General features: G+C 64.2%; 14 protein-coding genes. 9 read left to right on the plus strand and 5 right to left on the minus strand.

All coding sequences use genetic code 11. The features are described 5' to 3' along the window. Nucleotides 1-28: 28 nt before the first annotated feature. Both J7E80_RS17385 and secA read left to right on the plus strand, forming a co-directional pair. A complete protein-coding gene (locus J7E80_RS17385; RefSeq protein ID WP_215053481.1) occupies nucleotides 29-1255 on the plus strand; it encodes a winged helix-turn-helix domain-containing protein in 1227 nt (408 codons plus the stop codon). Nucleotides 1256-1338: 83 nt separating this feature from the next. Further along, nucleotides 1339-4068, plus strand: a complete 2730-nt coding sequence (gene secA / locus J7E80_RS17390) for a preprotein translocase subunit SecA (protein ID WP_215053482.1) — start codon at nucleotides 1339-1341, stop codon at nucleotides 4066-4068. Between the two features lie 73 nt (nucleotides 4069-4141). Here secA and J7E80_RS17395 read toward each other — a convergent pair whose 3' ends face one another. After that, on the minus strand, nucleotides 4142-4570 hold the full coding sequence (locus tag J7E80_RS17395; protein ID WP_251037012.1) for an Rv3235 family protein: 429 nt from the start codon (nucleotides 4568-4570) through the stop codon (nucleotides 4142-4144). A gap of 71 nt (nucleotides 4571-4641) precedes the next feature. Then, complete coding sequence (locus tag J7E80_RS17400; RefSeq protein ID WP_215053483.1) at nucleotides 4642-5505, minus strand: LysM peptidoglycan-binding domain-containing protein; 864 nt, start codon at nucleotides 5503-5505, stop codon at nucleotides 4642-4644. Nucleotides 5506-5659: 154 nt separating this feature from the next. Between J7E80_RS17400 and J7E80_RS17405 the strand changes: the two genes are divergently transcribed. Beyond that, nucleotides 5660-6232: a hypothetical protein gene (locus tag J7E80_RS17405; protein WP_215053484.1), complete on the plus strand. Its 573-nt coding sequence runs from the start codon at nucleotides 5660-5662 to the stop codon at nucleotides 6230-6232. A 22-nt stretch (nucleotides 6233-6254) separates the two neighbouring features. On the opposite strand, the gene J7E80_RS17410 is transcribed toward J7E80_RS17405, so the two are convergent. Beyond that, on the minus strand, nucleotides 6255-6470 hold the full coding sequence (locus tag J7E80_RS17410) for a helix-turn-helix domain-containing protein (RefSeq protein WP_215053485.1): 216 nt from the start codon (nucleotides 6468-6470) through the stop codon (nucleotides 6255-6257). Between the two features lie 155 nt (nucleotides 6471-6625). On the opposite strand from J7E80_RS17410, the gene J7E80_RS17415 reads away from it, so the two are divergent. The 4 genes from J7E80_RS17415 to J7E80_RS17430 are packed head-to-tail and all read left to right on the plus strand — an operon-like array spanning nucleotide 6626 to nucleotide 14995. Then, a complete protein-coding gene (locus J7E80_RS17415; RefSeq protein ID WP_215053486.1) occupies nucleotides 6626-7270 on the plus strand; it encodes a hypothetical protein in 645 nt (214 codons plus the stop codon). Beyond that, nucleotides 7267-8580 (plus strand): chromosome partitioning protein, encoded by a 1314-nt coding sequence (locus J7E80_RS17420; protein ID WP_215053487.1) that lies wholly within the window; start codon nucleotides 7267-7269, stop codon nucleotides 8578-8580. Before J7E80_RS17415 ends, J7E80_RS17420 begins: the two co-directional genes overlap by 4 nt. Nucleotides 8581-8639: 59 nt before the next feature. After that, nucleotides 8640-13493, plus strand: a complete 4854-nt coding sequence (locus J7E80_RS17425; protein ID WP_215053488.1) for an NAD-glutamate dehydrogenase — start codon at nucleotides 8640-8642, stop codon at nucleotides 13491-13493. Nucleotides 13494-13525: 32 nt separating this feature from the next. Beyond that, complete coding sequence (locus J7E80_RS17430) at nucleotides 13526-14995, plus strand: sensor histidine kinase (RefSeq protein WP_215053489.1); 1470 nt, start codon at nucleotides 13526-13528, stop codon at nucleotides 14993-14995. Between the two features lie 92 nt (nucleotides 14996-15087). Here the strand turns inward: J7E80_RS17430 and J7E80_RS17435 are convergent, their stop codons facing one another. Beyond that, a complete protein-coding gene (locus J7E80_RS17435) occupies nucleotides 15088-15336 on the minus strand; it encodes a WhiB family transcriptional regulator (RefSeq protein ID WP_003804966.1) in 249 nt (82 codons plus the stop codon). A 236-nt stretch (nucleotides 15337-15572) separates the two neighbouring features. Here J7E80_RS17435 and J7E80_RS17440 point away from each other — a divergent pair, with 236 nt between their 5' ends. Beyond that, nucleotides 15573-16070 carry a hypothetical protein gene (locus J7E80_RS17440; protein WP_396020801.1) on the plus strand — a complete coding sequence of 166 codons (498 nt, stop codon included), beginning with the start codon at nucleotides 15573-15575 and terminating at the stop codon, nucleotides 16068-16070. Here the strand turns inward: J7E80_RS17440 and J7E80_RS17445 are convergent. Further along, nucleotides 16024-20169: an FtsK/SpoIIIE domain-containing protein gene (locus J7E80_RS17445; RefSeq protein WP_215053490.1), complete on the minus strand. Its 4146-nt coding sequence runs from the start codon at nucleotides 20167-20169 to the stop codon at nucleotides 16024-16026. The genes J7E80_RS17440 and J7E80_RS17445 overlap by 47 nt on opposite strands. A gap of 242 nt (nucleotides 20170-20411) precedes the next feature. On the opposite strand from J7E80_RS17445, the gene J7E80_RS17450 reads away from it, so the two are divergent. Then, nucleotides 20412-21701, plus strand: coding sequence for a nucleotide sugar dehydrogenase (locus tag J7E80_RS17450; RefSeq protein ID WP_215053491.1), 1290 nt, complete (start codon nucleotides 20412-20414; stop codon nucleotides 21699-21701). The last annotated feature ends 21 nt before the right edge of the window (nucleotides 21702-21722 follow it).

The following is a 21722-nucleotide window of genomic DNA, read 5'->3' on the forward strand; positions in this document are numbered from 1 at the left end:
ATGGTGCCCTAACTGCGAAAGGGCTGACATGGGTGCAACGCTGAGCCTTTCACAGGCCCGACGGATCGCACTGGCAGCCCAAGGACTGCACAAAGGACGGCCCGCCGGCCCCGTGACCTCACGGGCGGTGGGCCGGACCTTTGCCCAGATTCAGCTCGTTCAGATCGACTCGGTCAACGTCCTGGCGAGGAGCCACTTTCTTCCGTTTTTCTCAAGGCTTGGCAATTACGACCGCACGATCCTACAGCGGATGGCGGGCAAGCATCCGCGGCGGATGGTGGAGTACTGGGCGCACGAGGCGAGTTTCATCCGGCCTGAGCATTTCCCGGACCTCGTGGCCTGGCAGAACCGCACCTGGGTGGGAGCCTCAGCCATGGACCCTGACCTGCGGTCCACTGTCACCCGGCTGGTGCTGGATGCACTGGCAGACGGAAAACCGATGACGGCCGCCGAACTGACAGCGGCCATCGGCCACGTGGAGGACCGTAAAGACGTCAACTGGGGCTGGAACTGGAATGCGGTCAAGCGCGTTCTCGAACACCTGTTTGAGGAGGGGGCCGTGTCGTCGGCATCGCGAACGGACCAGTTCGAACGCAGGTATGCGCTGACCCGCGACGTGCTGCGGGCCACAGCGCCGGCAGCGGCACCGGATCCCGAGGCGGCCATGGACAGGCTCATCGAGGCAGCGGCCCGGGCGCATGGCATTGGGACTGTAAGGTGTTTTGCCGACTATTTCAGGACACCGCTGAAGGCGGCGGCCCCATCAGTCCAGCGTCTCGTGGACGGCGGACTGCTTGAGCCGGCGACGGTGCGCGGCTGGGACCGGAAACTGTTCCGTCACGTCGATGCGGGGCTGCCGCGCGCTGCGACGGGCCGGGCGTTGCTCAGCCCGTTCGATTCGTTGGTCTTCGAGCGCCGCCGGCTCGAAGAGCTGTTCGGATTCCACTACCGGATCGAGATCTACACGCCTGAACCAAAGCGCCGGTTCGGTTACTACGTCCTTCCGTTCCTTCTTCGCGACCGCCTCGTGGCCAGAGTGGACCTCAAAGCCGACCGGGCCGGCGGAAAGCTGCTGGCCAGGGCATGCTTTGGCGAGCCGGACGCGCCTGCGGACACCGCCGTCGAACTTGCGGCCGAACTGCGGCTCATGGCCGACTGGCTGGGGCTGGACGACGTAGTGGTGTCCCCGTCCGGGGACATCGCCGGAGCGGTGGGAGCCGCCGTCCGGGGGACAGGACAGCAGTATCCGCTCTGAGGGAACAGGGGTACGTGCTTTGCGTCTCTCCCGTAGACTAAACACGCCAGAATTCGGCAGCATGAGACTGGGAGCAACTTCACGTGGCATCACTAATCGAAAAACTTCTCCGCACGGGTGACAAAAAAACCCTGAGGCAACTGCGGAACTATGCCGATTCCATTAACGCCCTTGAAGACTCCTTCAAAACCTTCACCGATGCGGAGCTGCGGGAAGAAACGGACCGGCTGCGGGAGCGTCACCAGGACGGCGAAAAGCTCGACGATCTCCTCCCGGAGGCTTTCGCCGCTGTCCGCGAGGCATCCTCGCGTACCCTGGGCATGCGCCACTTCGACGTCCAGCTCATGGGTGGTGCAGCCCTCCACCTTGGCAACATCGCGGAAATGAAGACCGGTGAAGGCAAGACGCTCGTGGCCACCGCTCCGGCCTTCCTCAACGCCCTGGCAGGCAAGGGCGTCCACGTCGTCACGGTCAACGACTACCTCGCCGAATACCAGTCCGAGCTGATGGGCCGTGTCTACCGCTTCCTTGGTCTTACCAGCGGCTGCATCCTCTCCAACCAGGATCCGGCCGTCCGGCGGCTGCAGTACGCCGCGGACATCACGTACGGCACCAACAACGAATTCGGCTTCGACTACCTCCGCGACAACATGGCGTGGGACAAGTCGGAGCTCGTTCAGCGCGGACACCACTTCGCCATCGTCGATGAAGTCGACTCCATCCTCATTGACGAGGCCCGCACCCCGCTCATCATCTCCGGTCCTGCACAGGGCGACACCAACCGGTGGTACAGCGAGTTCGCCAAGGTTGTCCTGCGGCTGCAGCCGGAGAAGGATTATGAGGTCGACGAAAAGAAGCGCACCGTCGGCGTGCTCGAAGGCGGCATTGAAAAGGTCGAGGACTACCTGGGCATCCAGAACCTCTACGAATCCGCGAACACCCCGCTGATCGGCTTCCTGAACAACGCCATCAAGGCGAAGGAACTGTTCAAGCGGGACAAGGATTACGTCATCCTCGACGGGGAAGTGCTTATCGTTGACGAGCACACCGGCCGTATCCTGGCCGGCCGCCGCTACAACGAGGGCATGCACCAGGCAATCGAAGCCAAAGAAGGCGTCGAGATCAAGGCCGAGAACCAGACCCTGGCCACTGTGACGCTGCAGAACTACTTCCGCATGTACGACAAACTGTCCGGCATGACCGGCACGGCGGAAACCGAAGCTGCCGAATTCATGAGCACGTACAAGCTTGGCGTGGTGGCCATCCCCACAAACCGGGACATGATTCGGATTGACCGGTCGGACCTGGTCTACAAGAACGAAACCGTCAAGTTCGATGCGGTGGTCCAGGATATTGCCGAACGCCATGAAACGGGCCAGCCTGTGCTGGTTGGCACCACAAGCGTCGAAAAGAGCGAGTACCTTTCCAGGCTGCTGGCCAAGCAAGGCATCCGGCATGAGGTACTGAACGCCAAGAACCATGCCCGGGAAGCGGCCATCGTTGCCCAGGCGGGGCGCAAGGGCGCCGTTACTGTTGCCACGAACATGGCCGGCCGCGGAACGGACATCATGCTGGGCGGCAACGCCGAGTTTACAGCCATCGCCGAACTCGCCCGGCAGGGCCTGGACCCCGAAGAGAACTCGGTGGAGTACGAGGCTGCGTGGCCGCATGCCCTGGAGGCCGCCAAGCAGGCGGTCAAGGAAGAGCACGCGGAAGTACTGGACCTCGGCGGACTCTACGTGCTGGGGACCGAGCGGCACGAGTCGCGCCGGATCGACAACCAGCTCCGCGGGCGCTCCGGCCGCCAGGGCGACCCCGGCGAATCCCGTTTCTACCTTTCGCTGACTGACGACCTCATGCGTCTGTTCAACTCCGGGGCAGCCGAACGCCTGATGAACAGCTCCGTCCCCGATGACGTGGCACTGGAATCCAAGCTCGTGTCCCGCGCCATCGCCTCGGCCCAGGGCCAGGTTGAGGGCAGGAACGCCGAACAGCGGAAGAACGTCCTGAAATACGACGACGTCCTCAACCGTCAGCGTGAAGCCATCTATGGCGACCGCCGTCGGATTCTTGAGGGTGACGACCTTCATGAAAAGGTGCAGTTCTTCCTGGAAGACACCATCAACGCCCTCATCGATGAAGCCACCTCTGAAGGCAACGGAGACGACTGGGATTTCGACCAGCTCTGGACCAACCTCAAGACGCTCTATCCCGTGACCGTCACCTCGCACGATGTGATCGATGAGGCGGGCGGGAAATCGCGCATCACTGTTGAGTTCCTGAAGGAAGAGATCCTCTCCGACGCCAAACTGGTGTACCAGGCCCGCGAGGAGGCCATCGGCTCCGAAAGTATGCGTGAGCTTGAGCGGCGCGTTGTTCTTTCCGTCATCGGACGGAAATGGCAGGAGCACCTGTATGAGATGGACTACCTCAAGGAAGGCATCGGCCTGCGCGCCATGGCACAGCGTGATCCGCTGGTGGAATACCAGCGCGAAGGCTTCACGATGTTCCAGGCCATGATGGAAGCCATCCGTGAGGAGAGCGTCGGCTTCCTCTTCAACCTTGAGGTTGAGGTTACTCCCGCCGAAGACGTCGTGGTGGCGGATGCCGCCGGCGGACACACGGAACACCACGAGCCGCAGATCCATGCCGCCGGGCTGGAAGCCCCTGAAAAGCCGGCCCAGCTGCAGTACACCGCGCCGGCGGAAGGCGGCGGAACCCAGACCCGTGTCGAGGGCAGGGCGGCCGGACGCTCCGGAAATCCGGCCAAGGCCGCAGCGCAGACCCGCCGTGACGCCAAGAAGAAGCGCTAACGGCCGGATCGGTTGAGAAAACTAACAGCGGGGGACTTGGGCAGATGCCCAGGTCCCCGCTGCTTACGTCCGTTCATCCGATCTCCAGGGCGGTCACCCGCCAGATTTGCTTGCTGCGCTCCAGCCGGACAGCGACGGCGCGTGTCCTCAGTTCGTCGGTCACCACAGCACTGGCTTCGTAGATATCGGGCGTAACCTCGCACGCCCGCACGGACCGGACCGTGGGGTTCCGGTGAAGGCGTGCCAGCGTCCGGGGTGCGCGCGCAGCTTCCCGCCGTGTCAGGCAGGCCCGATGCTGCAGGGCCAGAAGGCACCGCTGGTCCAGCCGCCGCGCCAGCTGGTTGATCGGTCTGGTTCCGGCGAGGACTTCTATGGCGGCCTGGACGGTGGATCTGGTGATGGCGCAAACTTCCCGCACCTCTTGCGCGGCATCAGTCCCCAACACAGGGATGGCCTGTGGCGCTGTGGTGCCCGCGCTCCGGACTGTGATTGCTGCAGTCATGATTCGGTCCTTTAGTTTGAAGTGGAATTGCAGGCACGTTGCAACGCGGAGGCGGAGGGAGCAGCAGGGGCTCAGGGACTCCTGAGTATCTGGCCAGGCAGCAGGACATCGGGATTCGCGCCGATGGCAGCCCTGTTTGCCTCAAACCATCGGGGCCATTCCAAGGCGATTTCGACGTCAGACGCCCCGGGCCCCAGCGCCTCGGCCGCGATGGTCCAGAGCGAATCACCCGACCTGACCACCACGTCCGTGCGGGGTACTTCCGAGCGGGCAGTAGCGCCCTGCTGTTCACGTGAGGCCCTGACCGGCGCGGAAGTCACCAGTCCGGGAGTAATGACCGGGGGATGCGGTTGCCATTGCGGCTGAACGTCCGCAGCGCCGGGCTCCGGCTGCCCAGCGCTGGCATTTTCGGGCGCGGATTCGTTGGAGGCCATCATCTGGCGGACCACCTGCGCGGTAGTGCTTTGGGCAGTGGTGCTTTGGGGCGACTGGCTTTCGGTGGGCGCCCACGCTCCAGCTACTGCGGCGCAGCCGCTCGTGTCCGTGCCGGCCGCCGGCATGTTTTCCGCATGAGCGAGGGGTGCCCCGATGAGCTGCACTCCGACAGCAGCCAGGGCTAACCGGCGCATGAAGGCAGGGCTGCAGCGTCCGCTTAACGCGGCGGCATGTTTCAGGCCCGCCCGTTCACACATGGCTGCCGTGAAGGCAGCCATGAGTGACAGCACCCACCAGGCCGCAATGAGCAAACCGGCAGCTATCGACAGCATGCCAAGGAGATCCTCGAAGGCAAGGTGCTGCTGCCGGGATGCGGAGCGCTGCCAGCGTTCGACGAGGCTGACCCCGGTCAATGCCAAAAAACAGCCGAGTCCCAGGATGGTCAGTGCCATGGCTGCGTCGGACCGGACGGGCGGCGGTGGTGGTGCGGACGGATGCATGGCGGACTCATTTCATTGGTTGATGCATTTTGATGTAGTTTGACTACATTTAATGCCAGTGGAGTCAGTTTGTAGTATTCGGAAGACAGTTGTCCAGAGAAAGGCGGAGTTCTTTTGAATTGACCCCTCTCGGCCTTCCGCCTACGCTGGCGCCATGCGATGGAATGCCCTGTTCGACGACCTCGAGGCACAGATGGCCGAGGCCGATGTCCTGGGGCGCGAGTCCGAGGTGTCCGAACGGTCCAGGGCGGACACGGCGGCCATCAGCCTGGCCGACCGGGTCCGCGGGTCACTTGGCCGCCGCGTCGGAGTTCATCTGGTCTCCGGTTCGGTCTTCAGGGGGACGCTCAGCCACGCCGGCGCGGAAAGCCTGGTGATAGACGAGGCGGCGCACCAGATTTTGGTGCCATACGCCGCGGTGTCGCATTACATCGGGATTGGCCGCACTGCGGTGGGCGAATCATCGGCAGTACGGCGGAAGCTGGGGCTGGCCAGCGCACTCCGGAGCCTTTCGCGGGACAGGGCAGCCCTGACCGTCCTGCTGGCCAGCGGCGCGGCAGGGGAAGTGCGGATCCCCGGCGTCATTGACAGGGTGGGGCGGGACTTTTTCGACCTCGCGATCACGCCGCCGGGCGAAGCACGCCGGGCGTCCAATGTAATGGACGTGGCAACAATTCCCTTCGGGTCCCTGGCGGCGCTTCGGTCGGCACGGCCCGGAGAGATCTAACTTCTTCCGGGTTACGGGGGAATCAGGGTGACTTCGACTTGGCCTCTTCGATCATCCGGCTGGCTTCGGCATAACGCTCTTCGATGTACTGCTCGAGCATTTTCTCTTCGACGCGCCACTGGCCGCGGCCGCCCACTTGGATGGCCTTCAGTTCGCCGCTGCGGACAAGCGCGTAGGCCGCGGGCGAGTTGATCTGAAGCTGCTCGGCTACATCTGCAAGGGTCAGGAAACGGGGCATAGCTCAATTCTGCCACCGGCATTGTCAAATGATGCCGTTATCCACAGTTTGATGATGTTTGGTTCCGTGACTTTCCGTTTGCTCACGTATGCCGTAACAATGATCTTGATCGGGGCATCAGGGGCGCCCGACGCATCAAGGGGGAGCAAGTACGCATGAGTGCCAGCGCCACGGCTACGGGAGCCCGACTGAAGAAGCCTTCGTGGAAGGACCCCCGGCTCCTGGTGGGGGTGCTGCTGGTCCTCGCGTCAGTTGCCGGTGTCATTGCCCTCGTTGGCAGCGCAGACCGAACTACTGAAGTTTTTGCCGCCCGGGAGCCTATTGCCGTGGGGGAGAGGCTCACTCCCGAAAACGTCGGCAGGGTCAAGGTGCGGCTGGGAGAGGTCGAGGCGCACTACATCACGGCGGAGTCCGGCATGCCCGACGGGGCCGTGGCGGTCCAACGGATAGGAAAGGACCAGCTGCTGCCGCGGGAAAGCCTCGGCAGCGTGGACGCCTTGGACAGGAAGCCCGTCTCCGTTACTGTCCGGGAAGAGCTGCCCGAGCAGGCGGTTGCGGGAACCCGTGTGGACGTATGGGTTTCACTGCCCGACGCGCGGAATGGCTTTGCGCCGCCGAAGCTGCTTCTCCCCGGTGCAGAGATAGCCCACGTATCGTCGGGCTCGACAGCTCTCGGATCATCCAAATCCACTGTCTTGATGGTCCTGGTGGAGGACAGCCAGATGCCGTCGCTTCTCGGCGCGCAGGCCAATGAAGCCAAAATCTCCGTGGTTTGGAATCCCGCCGGTGCTGCCAAATGAGTATCCCCGTAGTGACAGTGGGAGAATCCCGGGAAGACCTGGTTGGCGGCCTGGAACGTCTCCATGGGCCAGTTACTGTGGTCCGGCGGTGCGCTGAGCTGGCGGAACTGCTCGCCGCATGCCAGAGCGGGCTTGCCCGGGCGGCCGTGGTGGCCGAGGGTAGCGAGGAACTGACAGCATCCCTCGTCGACAGGCTCGGCGCGGTGGGCGTTGCAATCATCGCTTTGACGGACAATGCAGAGGAAGCAGCGCGCCTGCGCGGCATCGGTGTGTCTGCCGCTATTTCCGCCGTCGAGTCCGAAGTTCTGGCCGAACGCATTGCTGAAGCTGTTGCCCAGTTCTCGGGGCACGGGATCACCGGCACGAAGCGGGGTGAACGCGGTTTCGCCGAGACGGGCGCCGCCTTGCGGCCCGACGCCGGTGACACGGACGAAACTTTGCCAGCAACCGGCGACGGAGAAATCATCGCAGTGTGGGGCCCGGCCGGTTCTCCCGGGCGGACTCTGGTGGCCGTCAACATCGCGGGGGAGCTGGCAGCGGAGGGAAAATCCGTCCTTCTCGTTGATGCGGACAGCTACGCGGCGAGCATTGGCGCTGTCCTCGGACTCCTTGACGAAGCGGCCGGCCTGGCACAGGCATGCCGGCTGGCGGACCAGGGCTTGCTTGACAGGGAAGCGCTTCTTCGAGCGGCGGTGCCTGTTGCCACCAAATCCGGGACCTTCCGCGTCCTCACCGGCATGACGCGGGCTGACCGCTGGACGGAACTCCGGTCCGCCGCGCTGGCGCTTGTACTGGAGCGGGCGAGGGAAGTGGCCGACGTCATCGTTGTGGACACAGGCTTCTGCCTCGAGGCCGACGAGGAACTGAGTTTCGACACCATGGCGCCACGACGAAATGCCGCGACACTCAGGAGCCTGGAAATGGCCGACACGGTCTTTGCAGTGGGATCTGCCGATTCCATTGGCGTCCCACGGCTTGTCCGGGGGCTTGCCGAGCTGGAGATGGCAGTGCCCGGCAGCAAACCGGAGGTCGTGATGAACAAGGTGCGTTCCACAGCAGTGGGCCGTTCCCCTGAACGCCAGCTCCGCGAGGCGTGGGACCGATTCGGTCCGGCCGCCGCCATCAAGGCATTCCTTCCGGCGGATCCTGTCGCCAGCGACGCTGCACTGCTTTCCGGCTCGTTGCTGATGGAGACGGCTCCCGAATCACGGCTTCGGTCCGCCATCGCCGCCTTGGTTTGTGCACCTGCCCAGCCAAAATCCAGATCCTCTGTGTTCTCTTCCACAGCAAAGCGGAAGCTAAAGGGCTAGGCTCACGATTAGGGCCGCAACGGTGCGGCCAGAAACTTGTTTGATGGAGGCGTTTGTCGATGTCGTCTGGGTCCAGCGTGGAGGATCAGTCCCGTCCAATCGAAGCCGGAGAGAGCTTCTTTGCGGACTACTACGAGCACCTCGCGGAGGAGGACGCCCGTACGTACCCGCGGGAGGTCTTGAATTCACGGGCGGAAACACACCGCCGCGTCGCCGCCATCCGGGAGCCGGGGACTGCCAACATCTCCATCGCCGATGAAGCGGACCAAAGCGTGGTGTACATCGTCACCGACGACATGCCGTTCCTCGTGGACTCCGTCAATGCAGAACTGGTCCGCCAGAACTCGGCCATTCATCTGGTACTCCACCCGATGTTTGTGGTCACACGCAACCGTCATACCAACGAACTCGTCAAAGTGGCCCGGGTCCCGTCCAGCGTCGGCATTTCCAGCGGTGACACTGCAGCATTGCCCAGCCTGTCCCACCTGATCGCATCGGGCGACAACACCACGCACATGGAGTCATGGATTGCGGTGGAGATCGGCCTGGCCGACGCGGAGGCAAAGGCGCAGCTGAAAGAGGGGCTGGAAAGGGTACTGGGCGATGTCAGGGCCGCGGTCGAAGACTGGCCGAAAATGCGCAACAAGGCGAGGCAGATAGCCGACAGCCTCGACAAGGTTGCCCATGCCACCCAGATTGCAGAGTTGCGCCAGGCACAGGACCTGCTTCGTTGGCTGGACCAAGGCAACTTCACCTTCCTCGGCTACCGCGAGTACGACCTCGTCAATGAGGCTGGCGAGGATGTCCTGGAACTCCGAGAGGACAGCGGGCTCGGGCTGCTTCGCGCCCACGGCGACACCCCGCATGTCCAGCACCTTACTGATGCGGGCAGGCGGAAAGCCCGCGAAAAAAAGGCCCTGGTGATTACGAAGGCCAACTCGCGCTCCACGGTCCACCGGCCGGCCTACCTTGACTACATCGGCGTAAAGAGTTTTGACGCCGCAGGCAACGTCAACGGCGAACAGCGCTTCATCGGCCTCTTTGCCACCAGCGCCTACACCGGTTCCGTCCGGAACATCCCGATCGTGCGGGAAAAAGTGGAGGCGGTCCTCCGCAGCGCAGGGTTCCCGCCGGATTCGCACTCGGGCAAGGACCTCCTTGGAATCCTGGAAACGTACCCCCGCGACGAACTTTTCCAGATCGAGGTCCCTGACCTCGCCGCGACGGCAACCGGCATCCAAAGACTGCAGGAACGCCGCCGGACCCGGCTGTTCCTGCGGCCGGACATCTACGGACGGTTCATGTCCGCCGTCGTGTTTTTGCCGCGCGACCGATACACCACAAACGTCCGGCTTCGGATTGAGCAGGAACTTCGCGAGACCTTCCGTGCTGAGTCCATCGACTTCGAGACACGGATGACGGAGTCGGCGCTGGCCCGCATCTTCTTCCGCATCCGGTTGCCAAAGGGCGCCGACGTAAGCGACGTCAACACCGAGGACCTGGAAAAGCGCCTTGTCCGGGCCGCGCGTTCCTGGGGCGAAGGCATCAGCGAGGTCCTGCTGGACAAGCTTCCTGACGACCGCGCCAAGGAGCTCGCCGCCATCTGGGCCGAGGCCTTCCCGGCGAGCTACCGGGTCGATTATGAGGTTGAAGACGCCCTGGAAGACATCGAGAGGTTTGAAAAGTACGGGGCCGCAGCCGAACGTCATGGCGGAGCGAAGCAGGAGCGTCCCGGCGTCCACGTGTATCTTCCTGACGGGGCGGGAGCAACGCTCGAGGAGGATGCCCGCGTCAAGCTCTACATGCTGGAGCCGAAGAGCCTCAGCCAGATCCTTCCCTACTTCCACAATCTGGGACTTGAAGTGCTGGATGAACGGCCCTTCGAGATCGAGACTTCCGACAACCGTGATTTCTTCCTGTACGACCTCGGGCTGAAATACCCCGCCGGCGTGGAGCCGCTGTCCACAGGCCAGCTGCTGGCAGATTCTTTCGGGGCTGCGGTTTCGGGTGCGGCGGAATCCGACAGCTTTGACCGCCTGGTGCTCCGTGAAGGCATGCAGTGGCGCCAGATCGTTGTGCTGCGGGCCTACGCGAGGTACATGCGGCAGATGGGCAACACCAACTCGTTCGAGTTCATGGCAGATACGCTGCTGGCCAATCCCGAGGTAACCAAGGGGCTCAGTGCCCTGTTTGAGGCCCGCTTCGATCCGGCCTTGACAGAACTGGAGCGGGCCGAACGGCAGGACAAGGTCCGTGCCGAGCTGGCCGCCGCTATTGAAGGCGTAGCCACCCTCGACGCCGACCGTGTCCTCCGGACCTTCACTAACCTGATCGAGTCGACGCTGCGCACCAACTTCTACCAGGACAAGCCGTACCTGAGCTTTAAGTTGAACCCTGCCGGGATCGAGGGGCTGCCCTTCCCGCGGCCCATGTTCGAAATCTGGGTCTATTCGCCGAGGGTTGAAGGCGTGCATTTGCGGTTCGGCAAAGTGGCGCGCGGCGGTCTCCGCTGGTCCGACCGGCGGGAGGATTTCCGGACGGAAATCCTGGGCCTGGTCAAGGCCCAGACCGTCAAGAATGCGGTGATCGTTCCTACCGGCGCCAAGGGTGGTTTCTTCGCCAAGAGGCTGCCCGATCCCGCGGCCGACAGGGCGGCGTGGATGGCCGAGGGCATCGACAGCTACAAGACGTTCATCCGCGGATTGCTCGACCTCACCGACAACCTCGTGACCGGCCCGGACGGCGAACAGCTCGTTCCGCCGGGAAGTGTTGTCAGGCACGACGACGACGACTCGTACCTCGTGGTGGCGGCGGACAAGGGCACCGCGACCTTCTCCGACATCGCCAACGGGCTCGCGGCGGAATACGGCTTCTGGCTGGGCGACGCCTTCGCCTCCGGCGGGTCCGTGGGCTACGACCACAAGGCCATGGGCATCACGGCGCGGGGCGCCTGGGAGTCCGTCAAGCGCCACTTCAGCGAGCTGGACCTCGACACGCAGTCCGAGCCATTCACCGTGGTCGGGGTGGGCGACATGTCGGGTGACGTGTTCGGCAACGGGATGCTGTTGTCCAAGCACATCCGTCTTTTGGCCGCTTTCGACCACCGGCACATATTCCTCGATCCCAACCCGGACGAAGCCAGCTCCTACGCTGAACGGCAGCGGCTGTTCGAGCTGCCGCGGTCCTCATGGGATGACTACGACAAGGGGCTCATCAGCGAGGGCGGCGGCGTTTACCCGCGCCAGGCCAAATCAGTTCCGGTTTCCCCGCAGGTACGGTCCGCCCTCGGCCTTCCCGAGGACACGATGCAGCTGAGCCCGCCCGAACTGCTGCGGGCCATCCTGCTGGCGCCGGCGGATCTGCTGTACAACGGCGGCATCGGCACCTATGTGAAAGCGAGCACCGAGACGCACGCAATGGTGGGGGACAAGGCAAACGATGCCATCCGCGTTGACGGGCGTGACCTTCGCGTGAAAGTCGTGGGCGAGGGCGGAAACCTGGGGATGACGCAGCGCGGCCGTATCGAGGCTGCCCTGCAGGGCGTCATCCTGAACACCGACGCGATCGACAACTCGGCAGGTGTTGACTGCTCGGACCACGAGGTCAACATTAAAATTTTCGTTGACCGGATGGTGGCGGCCGGGAAGCTTGATCCGGGCGAGCGTGCCGGATTCCTGGCATCGATGACCGACGAAGTGGGCCGGCTTGTTCTGGAAGACAACATCGACCAGAACATCCTGCTGCTCAACGACCGTCAGCGGGTGGCCGAATGGAGCCCAAGTTACGAACGGCTGATGGACTGGCTGGAAAAGTCCGCGGACCTTAACCGTGACCTTGAGGCGCTGCCGTCCACAGCCGTCCTTCATGAACGGCTCGAACAGGGGCAGGGTCTGACGTCCCCTGAGCTGTCCGTGCTCGCCGCCTACGCCAAGATCGAGCTGGCAACGGCACTGCGGGAAAGCGATCTGGCGGACGATCCCTGGTTCCGGCAGACCCTCAGGGAGTACTTCCCGCAGCAGCTGCGGGAACGGTTCGACGCCGAACTGGACACGCATCCCCTGCGCCGCGAAATCATCGCGACGGTTATCGCCAACGACATGGTCAACATGGGCGGCATCACCTTCGCCTTCCGGACCATGGAGGAAACGTCCGCGACTGAAGTGGCAGTGGCAAAGGCCTTCGTGGCGCTCCGCGAGGTCTATGAACTCGACATTATGGTTTCCGAGCTCAACGACCTTCCGGCGTCGTTCCCCACCGAGCACTGGAGCACGGTCCACCTCGATATCCGGAGGCTTCTGGACCGTGCCGTGCGCTGGCTTCTGGGCCAGGGAACCGCCTCCCGCCCCATCGCCGATATCGTCGACGAGTTCAAGCCGCTCATGGATCCGATGCGTGCCCGGCTCCTGGACTATGTGCGCGGCGACGACCGTGACCGGGTGGCCGCGTGGCTTGAAAAGGCACGGGCTTGGGGGCTTCCTGAAGATATTGCCCACCGCTGGGCCGAGCTCTTTGAGAGCTTCGTGCTCCTGGACATTGCGAAGATCGCCCACTCCCGCAAGGAATCGGTGGAAGACATCGCCCACGTTTACTACACGGTGTTTAACCGCTTCCATGCCGACTCCCTGCTCGAAAGGATCAGTTCGCTGCCGCGGGCGGACCGGTGGCAGGCGCTGGCCCGTGCCGCGCTGCGGGACGACCTCTACTCCACCGTTTCAGACATGACGACGGCGGTGCTTGAGTCGACTGCCGCAGGGGCACCCGCCGAGGAACGGCTCCGGGCGTGGGAGGGTCTCAACGCGGAGCAACTGGGGCGTGCGAAGAGCATGTTCGACGAGGTCAATGCCCTTGAAGCCGACGATATGGCCTCGCTGTCGGTAGCATTGAGGCTCTTGAGGTCAATCGTCCGACGCTAGGGATTGACCCGGCGTCGAAAACAGGAGGTGCAGTGGCAATCTTTACGGACCCCATCAGGGAACACGCTGATTTCGGGCCGGGGGATGCCGAGTGGCTGCACCTCCTGGTGGGCGACTGGCAGATGGTGGCCGACCTCGCGTTTGCCGACCTCGCCCTCTGGTTTCCGCATCCGGAGCACGGATATGTGGCGCTGGCCCACGTGCGGCCCTCCACGACGCATACGGTATTCCATGCCGACTTCGTCGGGGAGGGCATCCGGTCCGATCTTCAGCCCCTGGTGGACAAGGCGTGGGCCAGCCGCACGATCGAACGTTCCAGTGAAACCAACTGGAGCAGTGACATGGCGCTGCGGGTGGAAGCCGTTCCGATGGTCAGGAACGGCCGGACCCTGGCAGTGGTCACGTCCCACATGGATCTCTCCAGTTCGCGGATGCCATCCCGGCTGGAGCTGACGTACCGGCAGTGCGCCTACGACCTGCTGCGGATGGGCACCCTGGGTCTCTGGCCGGACTTTGCCTCGCCGACGGGGTCCCGGCGAGGGGCTCCCCGCGTGGGCGACGGGCTCATCCGGCTCGATGCCGAGGGAATCGTGCAATATGCGAGCCCGAACGGCGTTTCCGCGTTCCGCAGGTTGGGCGACGGTGAGTCACTGGAGGGGCGATCCCTTGCTGAAGTCACCGCCGGCCTGCTAAAGGACCGCCGCATGGTCGATGAAACGCTGCCGCTGGTTGTTACCGGACGCATGCCGTGGCGCAGTGAGATTGAATCCAGGGGCGTAAGCTTGTCCCTGCGGGCGATTCCCCTCCGCGACGAGCAGCAGCGGTTCGGGGCGCTCGTCTTGTGCCGCGACGTGTCCGAGCTGCGGCGCAGGGAAATGGAGCTTGTCACCAAGGACGCCACGATCAGGGAAATCCACCACCGGGTCAAGAACAACCTTCAGACCGTTGCCGCGCTGCTGAGGATGCAGTCCCGCCGGATGGTCAGCGACGAAGCGAAACAGGGTCTGGAGCAGGCCATGCGGCGCGTGGCGACGATTGCCCTGGTGCATGAGACGCTGTCCCAGGGCCTGACCCAGAGCGTTGATTTCGACGAGCTGATCGGACGCCAGTTCCGGCTGTCGGCTGAGGTGGCCTCGCCGTCCCAGCAGGTGCGGACGCAGCGGTCAGGGCTATTCGGGGAGCTTCCCAGCGACTTCGCCACGCCTTTGGCGCTGGTGATCAACGAGCTGGTCACGAACGCCGTCGAGCATGGGCTGGAGGGAAGAACGGGGACAGTCTGGCTGCTGGCTGACCGCTCCGAAGGTGACGACGGCGAGGAGCTTCTCACCGTGACGGTGGCGGACGACGGCGTGGGCTTGCCGGATACTCCCCACGTCGAGGGCCTCGGACTGCAGATCGTCCGTACCCTGGTCACGAGCGAACTGGGGGGCACGATCCAGTGGAAGCCGCGGGAGGGCGGCGGGACCGCTGTGCAGATCGTGCTGAGCCTCGCCAACCGCTGAGTGCACAAGACCAACGGCTGAGTGCACAAAACCAACGGCCGCGGACCCGAGGGTCCGCGGCCGTTTTGGACGGTGCTGTTGGAATGTTCTGTTTAGGAGGCGCGGCGTGCGCGGGCCGCCCTGCGCTTGAGCGCGCGGCGCTCGTCTTCACTCATGCCGCCCCACACGCCGGCATCCTGGCCGGACTCCAAGGCCCACTGCAAACATGTGTCAACGACGGGGCACCTGCGGCAGACACTCTTGGCTTCCTCAATCTGAAGAAGGGCCGGGCCGGTGTTTCCCACCGGGAAGAAAAGCTCCGGGTCCTTGTCGAGGCACGCTGCGCGATTACGCCAATCCATGCTGATCAGTCACTCCATTCCTGGTAAGTCTTTTGCCACTTGTGAAAATATTCACTAGGGCCTACATAGGAAAGGGGCCCTGAGGGCCCCCTTGGTCATCTGGATCAAGCGTTTCATGTTAACGCCGTGTAAACAAGGGGTAGTGGTCCACGAAATCCCCCTGAAACGTGAGCGATGCATCACATCGGAAGAACGCCCCCCACCGTGCTGTCGACTATGTCCGGTAGGGTGCCAGTGTGTCAAGACCTCCAGCCCAGCCGTCCAGCCCGTCTCCGGAGCCCGGGGAGAACGGGCCATCCCGACGCCAGGACGTGCCGGAGCCGTCCTCTTCGCACCCCAGACGACCACGCCCGGTAGGCGTTCTTTCAGGGATCGTGGCTGCCGAGGCCACCGCACTGTTGGGCTCGGCGGCATGGTACGGACTCCAACTCCTGACAGGAGCCCCCGTACTGTCTTTCTGGGGTGCCGTCTTCACCCTTGGCTTGCTCCTGGCATTCTCTGCCTGGCTGTATGCCGTGGCTGTCTTCCTGTTCCGAGGCTTCCGCTGGCCGCGGGCAGGTGCCTTGGTGGCTCAGCTGTTCGTGCTCACCATCGGATTCCCGACCCTCACCGGCGGCTACCCGCTGGCGGGTCTGGCCATGCTGGTCCCCGCAGCCGTGTCTATTGTGCTGCTGTTCAATAAGCGGGTCATCCAGTACGCGTCCCGGGCTGCCGGTTCGCCTCCCGCGCTCTGATCCTTGGTCCGGGCGTGGTACCCAGGGGTCCGTTCGGCCCGGCGAGCTGAACCGGCACGGCCCTGCCGCTGGCCAGCAGGACGGCGCGTCCGGGAGGCGGATTGGGTTCAAGTTCGAACCTTGTCCCGAAGAGGTCGCCGTCCATCGGACTTCGCGGCGCTATGAGAATCCCGCTACCGCAATGACGTGCATTCATGGCCAAAGGGATCCGCTGAACGAGAGCCTGGCCATAGCCTGACGTCAGGATGACGGCCCACCCGAGCGTGTTCAGCTCGAGCAGTTGTTGGTTGACGGGGGCGGGCAGCAAATCCGCATCGTCGACGAGCAGCACCGCGTCCTTGGCCAAACGTCCTTCAACCGCCGCCCGGAAAATTCCGGCCCAGTAGTCTGCGCGGTCGCGCTCCGGACCCGGGCACAGCCAGTCCGCAACCGACTGATTGAGGACGGGAATTGCGGCGAGCAATGTCGTCTTTCCCATGCCTGCACCGCCCAGGATGGCGAGGACCCCTCCAGGGGGCAGGCGCACTGCGACGGGACTCAGCTCATCTCCGCCAACACCGATGTAGAGATCCCGAGTTTGGCTGCCATTCGTTGTCACAGGTTCCGCCCCATGGAGCGTCGCGTCGGCAGCGGTGCTGTCCGTGCGGTCCAGCAATGCGAGCAGCTTGCCCAGTGGAACGTGCGCTGGCAAGGGCTCCACTTTGAACGGCGCGTGCAGGGTGGCCCGTGCCTCTCCTTCGATCATGAAGCGGCCATCGCTGGCGTGGATCTGGCAGACAGCGCGGTCACCCCCAGCTATTGCGCCGAAGGCCATGGCGCGGCCTGGGACAGCCGGAAGCTCAGGCATTTTAGGCCAGGTGAACCGGCTCTCGTCGGTGGCACCCCTTGGAAAGTAGACGCGGTTGGGGATGGCGGACAGGAACCGCGACGTCGCCAGCTCGCGGTCTCCTGAGATGATGGCTGTGATGCCGGCGCGGCGGCCATCACGCACAATGTTGTGGACCAGGTCTTCCGCCCACATCAGCGGGCCGGACCGCCAGGCGGCAACCCAGGAACCCCACCCTGAGATGGCGACGACCAGGGGAGTGGTCCGCGTTGTTGCCGCACCGCTGAGCCGGCGGGACATCTCTCCGCAGAGCCGTTCCAGAACCCGCACGCCACGGCGCACCTCATGGAGGCCAACAACTGCACCGGCCCGGCTGGAGGATTCCAGGCCGGAGAAGGAGCCGTCGGCGTCCAGGACATAGATATGGGATTCTGCCGGGTGCGTCGCCAGCTCCCCCAGAGCGAGAGCCATGGCCTGCGCTACATCTCCGGAAGGGCCGCCGAGCACGGCAAGATGGCCGTCGTTCACGGGGTGCCATGACAGGGGGATGACTCTTTGCTCGTGGGGGAGATCCAGCCAGCCGAGTTCCAGGCGGCCGTCCCCATCTTCAGGTGCAGGAGGACTTTGCGCGGCGGAAGAAGCTGAAGACGTATCTGCGGGGGACGCGGCGTTGCGCTGGCCTGCCGTTCGGGGGTAGGTGGGTGCAACCGGCAGGGGCGGGGCGACCGGACTGTGGACGGCGGTAGTTCCCCTTGCTGCCCACAGGGCTCTCGTCGAGTCCACCAGGGGCCTCACGGCTGCTGCCGGTGTGGATGGGAGGGATGGGCGGCCGCCCTCTGCGGCCAGGAATCCGGACATTTCAATCGCGTCGCCTGCGCGGCGTACAACGACCCTTTTGTCCAAGCCCGGGGATGCAAGGGAGAGTGCGGCCCCGTGGAACTCTTCGGGCTCCTGCGTTCCGCGCGCAAGGTATGCCCGGCCTGGAGTTTCAACGGCGATCGCGGCAGCAGCATTGCTCCCAATGATGTCGGCCGATTCGTGGGCGGATTGGACCCGGAGGGCGATGCTCGTGGTGACGTTCGCCCGGATGTCCGCGTTAAGTGCGCCTTGGGGCCGCTGGGTAGCCATCACCAGATGGATGCCCAGCGAACGGCCGATGGTGGCGATTCTCATCAGTTCGTTCAAAGAATCAGGCGCGTCGTCCACGAGCATCCGAAACTCATCGATGATAAGGATCAGCTGCGGCAGGGGAGGCAGGTCGTGCGTTCTGGCCTGACGGTAGGCTGCGAGGTCCGGTGTCTGGGCTCCGGCAAGGAGCTCTTCGCGTCGGCGGACTTCCGCCCGCAGGGACGCCATGGCCCGGTCGAGTTCGCTCCTAGTAAGGTCCGTCAGCATGCCCACACAGTGCGGGAGTTCAGTCAGCGGGCCCAGCCCGGACCCGCCCTTGAAATCGAAAAAGAGGATATTCACCCGGTCCGGCGGGTAGCTGAGCGCCAGTGCCACAGTCAGGCTTCGCAGCAGCTCCGACTTGCCGGAGCCGGTAGTCCCGGCGATGAGAATATGCGGACCGTCCGCCTCAATGTCCAGGATGCGCGGTCCATCGGTGCCACATCCGATGGGGACGGCCAGGCCAGAACCGAGGCTTCCGCGGGCCCAACGCAACGCTGTTGCCTCGGCTGATAGGTCCAGGATGCTACTGAGCGGGCAAGCGGTGGGCACCGAGAGCGCCGTGGCCATCCTCCCGCTATGGGCTTGCCCGAGCTGCCTGCAGTACTGGTCGAAGGCGTCCTGGGGTACAAGGTCGGCAATGAACGGTTGGACTGAGCCAGCGGAGCGAAACCAAGCCTGACGTTCGCCCAGTTCAATATCGGCATCAGAACGGCCCGAGCGGGATTCCGTAAACCTGATCACCCGCCAGCCATGCGACCGGGCCCTCTCGATCACCTGGTCCAGGCACTGCACGTCCGTGGTGCCGGCAACCATCAGAACTCCTGGGCCATCGCGCTCAGCGAGAGTGCCGGTAGGGATCACCTCGACATGATCGCTGGCGGCATGCAACGTGACGGCAGGAAGAAACCGCGCTGCCAAGGGAAGGAACTTGAGCGGCGCATAGACGGCAATCCGCGTTCCCCGGGCGAGGGGATAGCCGGTGAGCTGCATGAGAAACGAACGCATGAGGCCGGACACTTCAGCGCCCGGCCCCCGCACGGCGACGACGGCGGCCACGGGGTCCAGCAGCAGGGGAACAGGCCCCAGTGGGGGTGGACGGAACTCCGGATCGGCTGGCTCCAGACGGACATTCGCCTCCTGCCGGGACAGTCCGAGGCGGAGCCAGACGCCGGAGGTTTCAGGCAGGATGCCATGCTGCTTCGCTAACCCTGCGGCGTCCAGAGCCAGCAGGGCCGCCGATGGTGCGGATCGCCGTCGTCGTTCCTCGTCCTGTGCTGACGCCGCAGCGACGGCCGCTCGCAGTTCGCGGCGTTGCCGCCTGCCCGTGGCCACGGGGATCAGCAGAGTCACCGCCGATACGGCAGTGAACGTCAGATACATCCACATCCCTGTCAGCAGCGCCAGTCCAACACCGATGGCGACCGGGAGCGCCGCGCTGAGAAACAGGGCGGCCCGCTTTTCCTGGCCGGCCCGCCGCGGCACTGTCAAAGGTTCGGCCACGGACTGCCCTGCGGAGCTTAGCCCGGACTTCCGGGAGCCTGGCGGGCCGGCAACCAGGATGGACATGGTGGAACACCCGCAGCGGATCAGCGAACTGGTGGAGATGACCGCATTTCTGACGATTTTTCCATCCACCTCTGTCCCGTTGGCGCTGTCGAGATCCTCAATCGTCAGGGCAGTCTCGGATACGTCGATCCTGGCATGTTCCCTGGACAAGTCCGCGTCAGGAATGGTCAGCTCAACGGTCGCGCGACCGATACGGTAGCTTCCGCGGCGCAGCGGAAGCACCGTTCCAGCACCCGGGCCGCTGTGCACGGCCAGCAGCAAGGAAGCCGGAACATCGGCCGCCGGCCCCTTCCCCGGTCTTTGCGGCACCACGGTGCCGTCCACAATAACGGCACCGTTGACAAGGGGCGCCCGCCCCACCGTGAGGGACGGGAGCGGCAGCCCATTCACCGTCAGCCTTCGGGTTCCAAACCCGTAGGACAGTTCCCGGTCCAGTTCTGTTCCCGAACATCCGTCCACGGCCGAAATCGTCAGCTCCACCGGCGATTCGGCCAGTTCGGACCCGGGGCTGCGAACCAGAGTGCAGTGCAGATCCACGTCCCCGTTCTCCGTTCTTGAGTGCAACTTAAGGAACACGCTAATGCGGTTGATTTGAAACTCGCGCCGGAGAATTGGCCTATGTGGACAACCCGGCCGGCCGGGGCAAACGATCCGCCGGCTCCGTGAGGTGCTGCGTAGCCGAGTCGGCAATCCCTTAGGTCACCGGATAGTGTTAAGCGAAACCGAGGGTGAGCGCGTGGCTCCTCCCTGCCAGTCATGAGAGAAAAGGCATCAGAATCGTGAAGATTGCTGTAATTGCGCTGGGGAAAATCGGGCTGCCGCTGGCTGTCCAGTTTGCTTCCAAGGGCCATGACGTTGTGGGCGTCGATGTTAACCAGCAGGTTGTTGACCTCATCAACGCCGGTACGGAGCCATTCCCCGGTGAGGCTCATCTGCAGGAGAAGCTTTCTGAGCTCGTGCCTGCCGGCAGGCTGCGCGCTACGACGGATTACGCGGACGCTGTTCCGGGTGCTGATGCAGTGGTGCTGGTGGTGCCGCTGTTCGTTGACGCGGAGGCCAAGCCGGACTTCGGCTGGATGGACGGGGCAACGGCGGAGCTGGCCAAGCACCTGACTCCCGGCACGCTGGTGTCCTATGAGACCACCTTGCCGGTGGGAACCACACGCTCACGATGGAAGCCGGCCCTGGAGGCTGGCTCCGGGCTCGTCGAGGGCCAGGACTTCCACCTCGTCTTCTCACCCGAACGGGTCCTGACCGGCCGGGTCTTCGAGGACCTGCGCAAGTACCCCAAGCTGGTGGGCGGCCTGTCCGAGGCTGGCGCGGCGAAGGCTGTGGAATTTTACGAGGCTGTGCTGGATTTCGACGAGCGTGCCGATCTCCGCCGCCCGAACGGTGTCTGGGACCTGGGGTCAGCCGAGGCTTCCGAGCTGGCGAAGCTGGCCGAGACCACGTACCGGGACGTCAACATCGGTCTGGCCAACCAGTTCGCGCGTTTCGCCGCGACGGCCGGCATCGACATCTACCAGGTCATTGAGGCGTCCAATTCCCAGCCTTACAGCCACATCCACCAGCCTGGTATTGCCGTGGGAGGCCACTGCATCCCGGTGTACCCGCGCCTGTACCTGTGGAATGACCCGGACGCGACGGTGGTCCGCGCTGCACGGGCTGCCAACGCCGACATGCCCGACTACACGGTGGGACTTCTTGAAGGCGCGCACGGCGACCTGACAGGTGCCCGTGTTGTGGTCCTGGGTGCGGCTTACCGCGGCGGGGTGAAGGAAACTGCGTTCTCCGGTGTCTTCGACGCCGTGGCGTCGCTGGAAAAGCGCGGTGCCGTGGTGTCGGTCCACGATCCCCTGTACTCCGATGCTGAACTGGAAAAGCTCGGCTTCGCTGCCCATCACCTGGGCGAGCCTGTCGATGCCGCCATCGTCCAGGCCGACCATGCCGAATACCGGGAATTGTCACCTGCTGACCTTCCGGGCGTCAAGGTGTTCATTGATGGCCGCCGCGTCAGTTCTGCCGACCGGTGGGACGGCGTGACGTACCGCGTTATCGGCAAGGCCTGACCCTGCATCTTCAGCCCTGCC

The sequence above is a fragment of the Arthrobacter sp. ISL-28 genome, from assembly GCF_018613875.1.
Classification (GTDB): domain Bacteria; phylum Actinomycetota; class Actinomycetes; order Actinomycetales; family Micrococcaceae; genus Arthrobacter.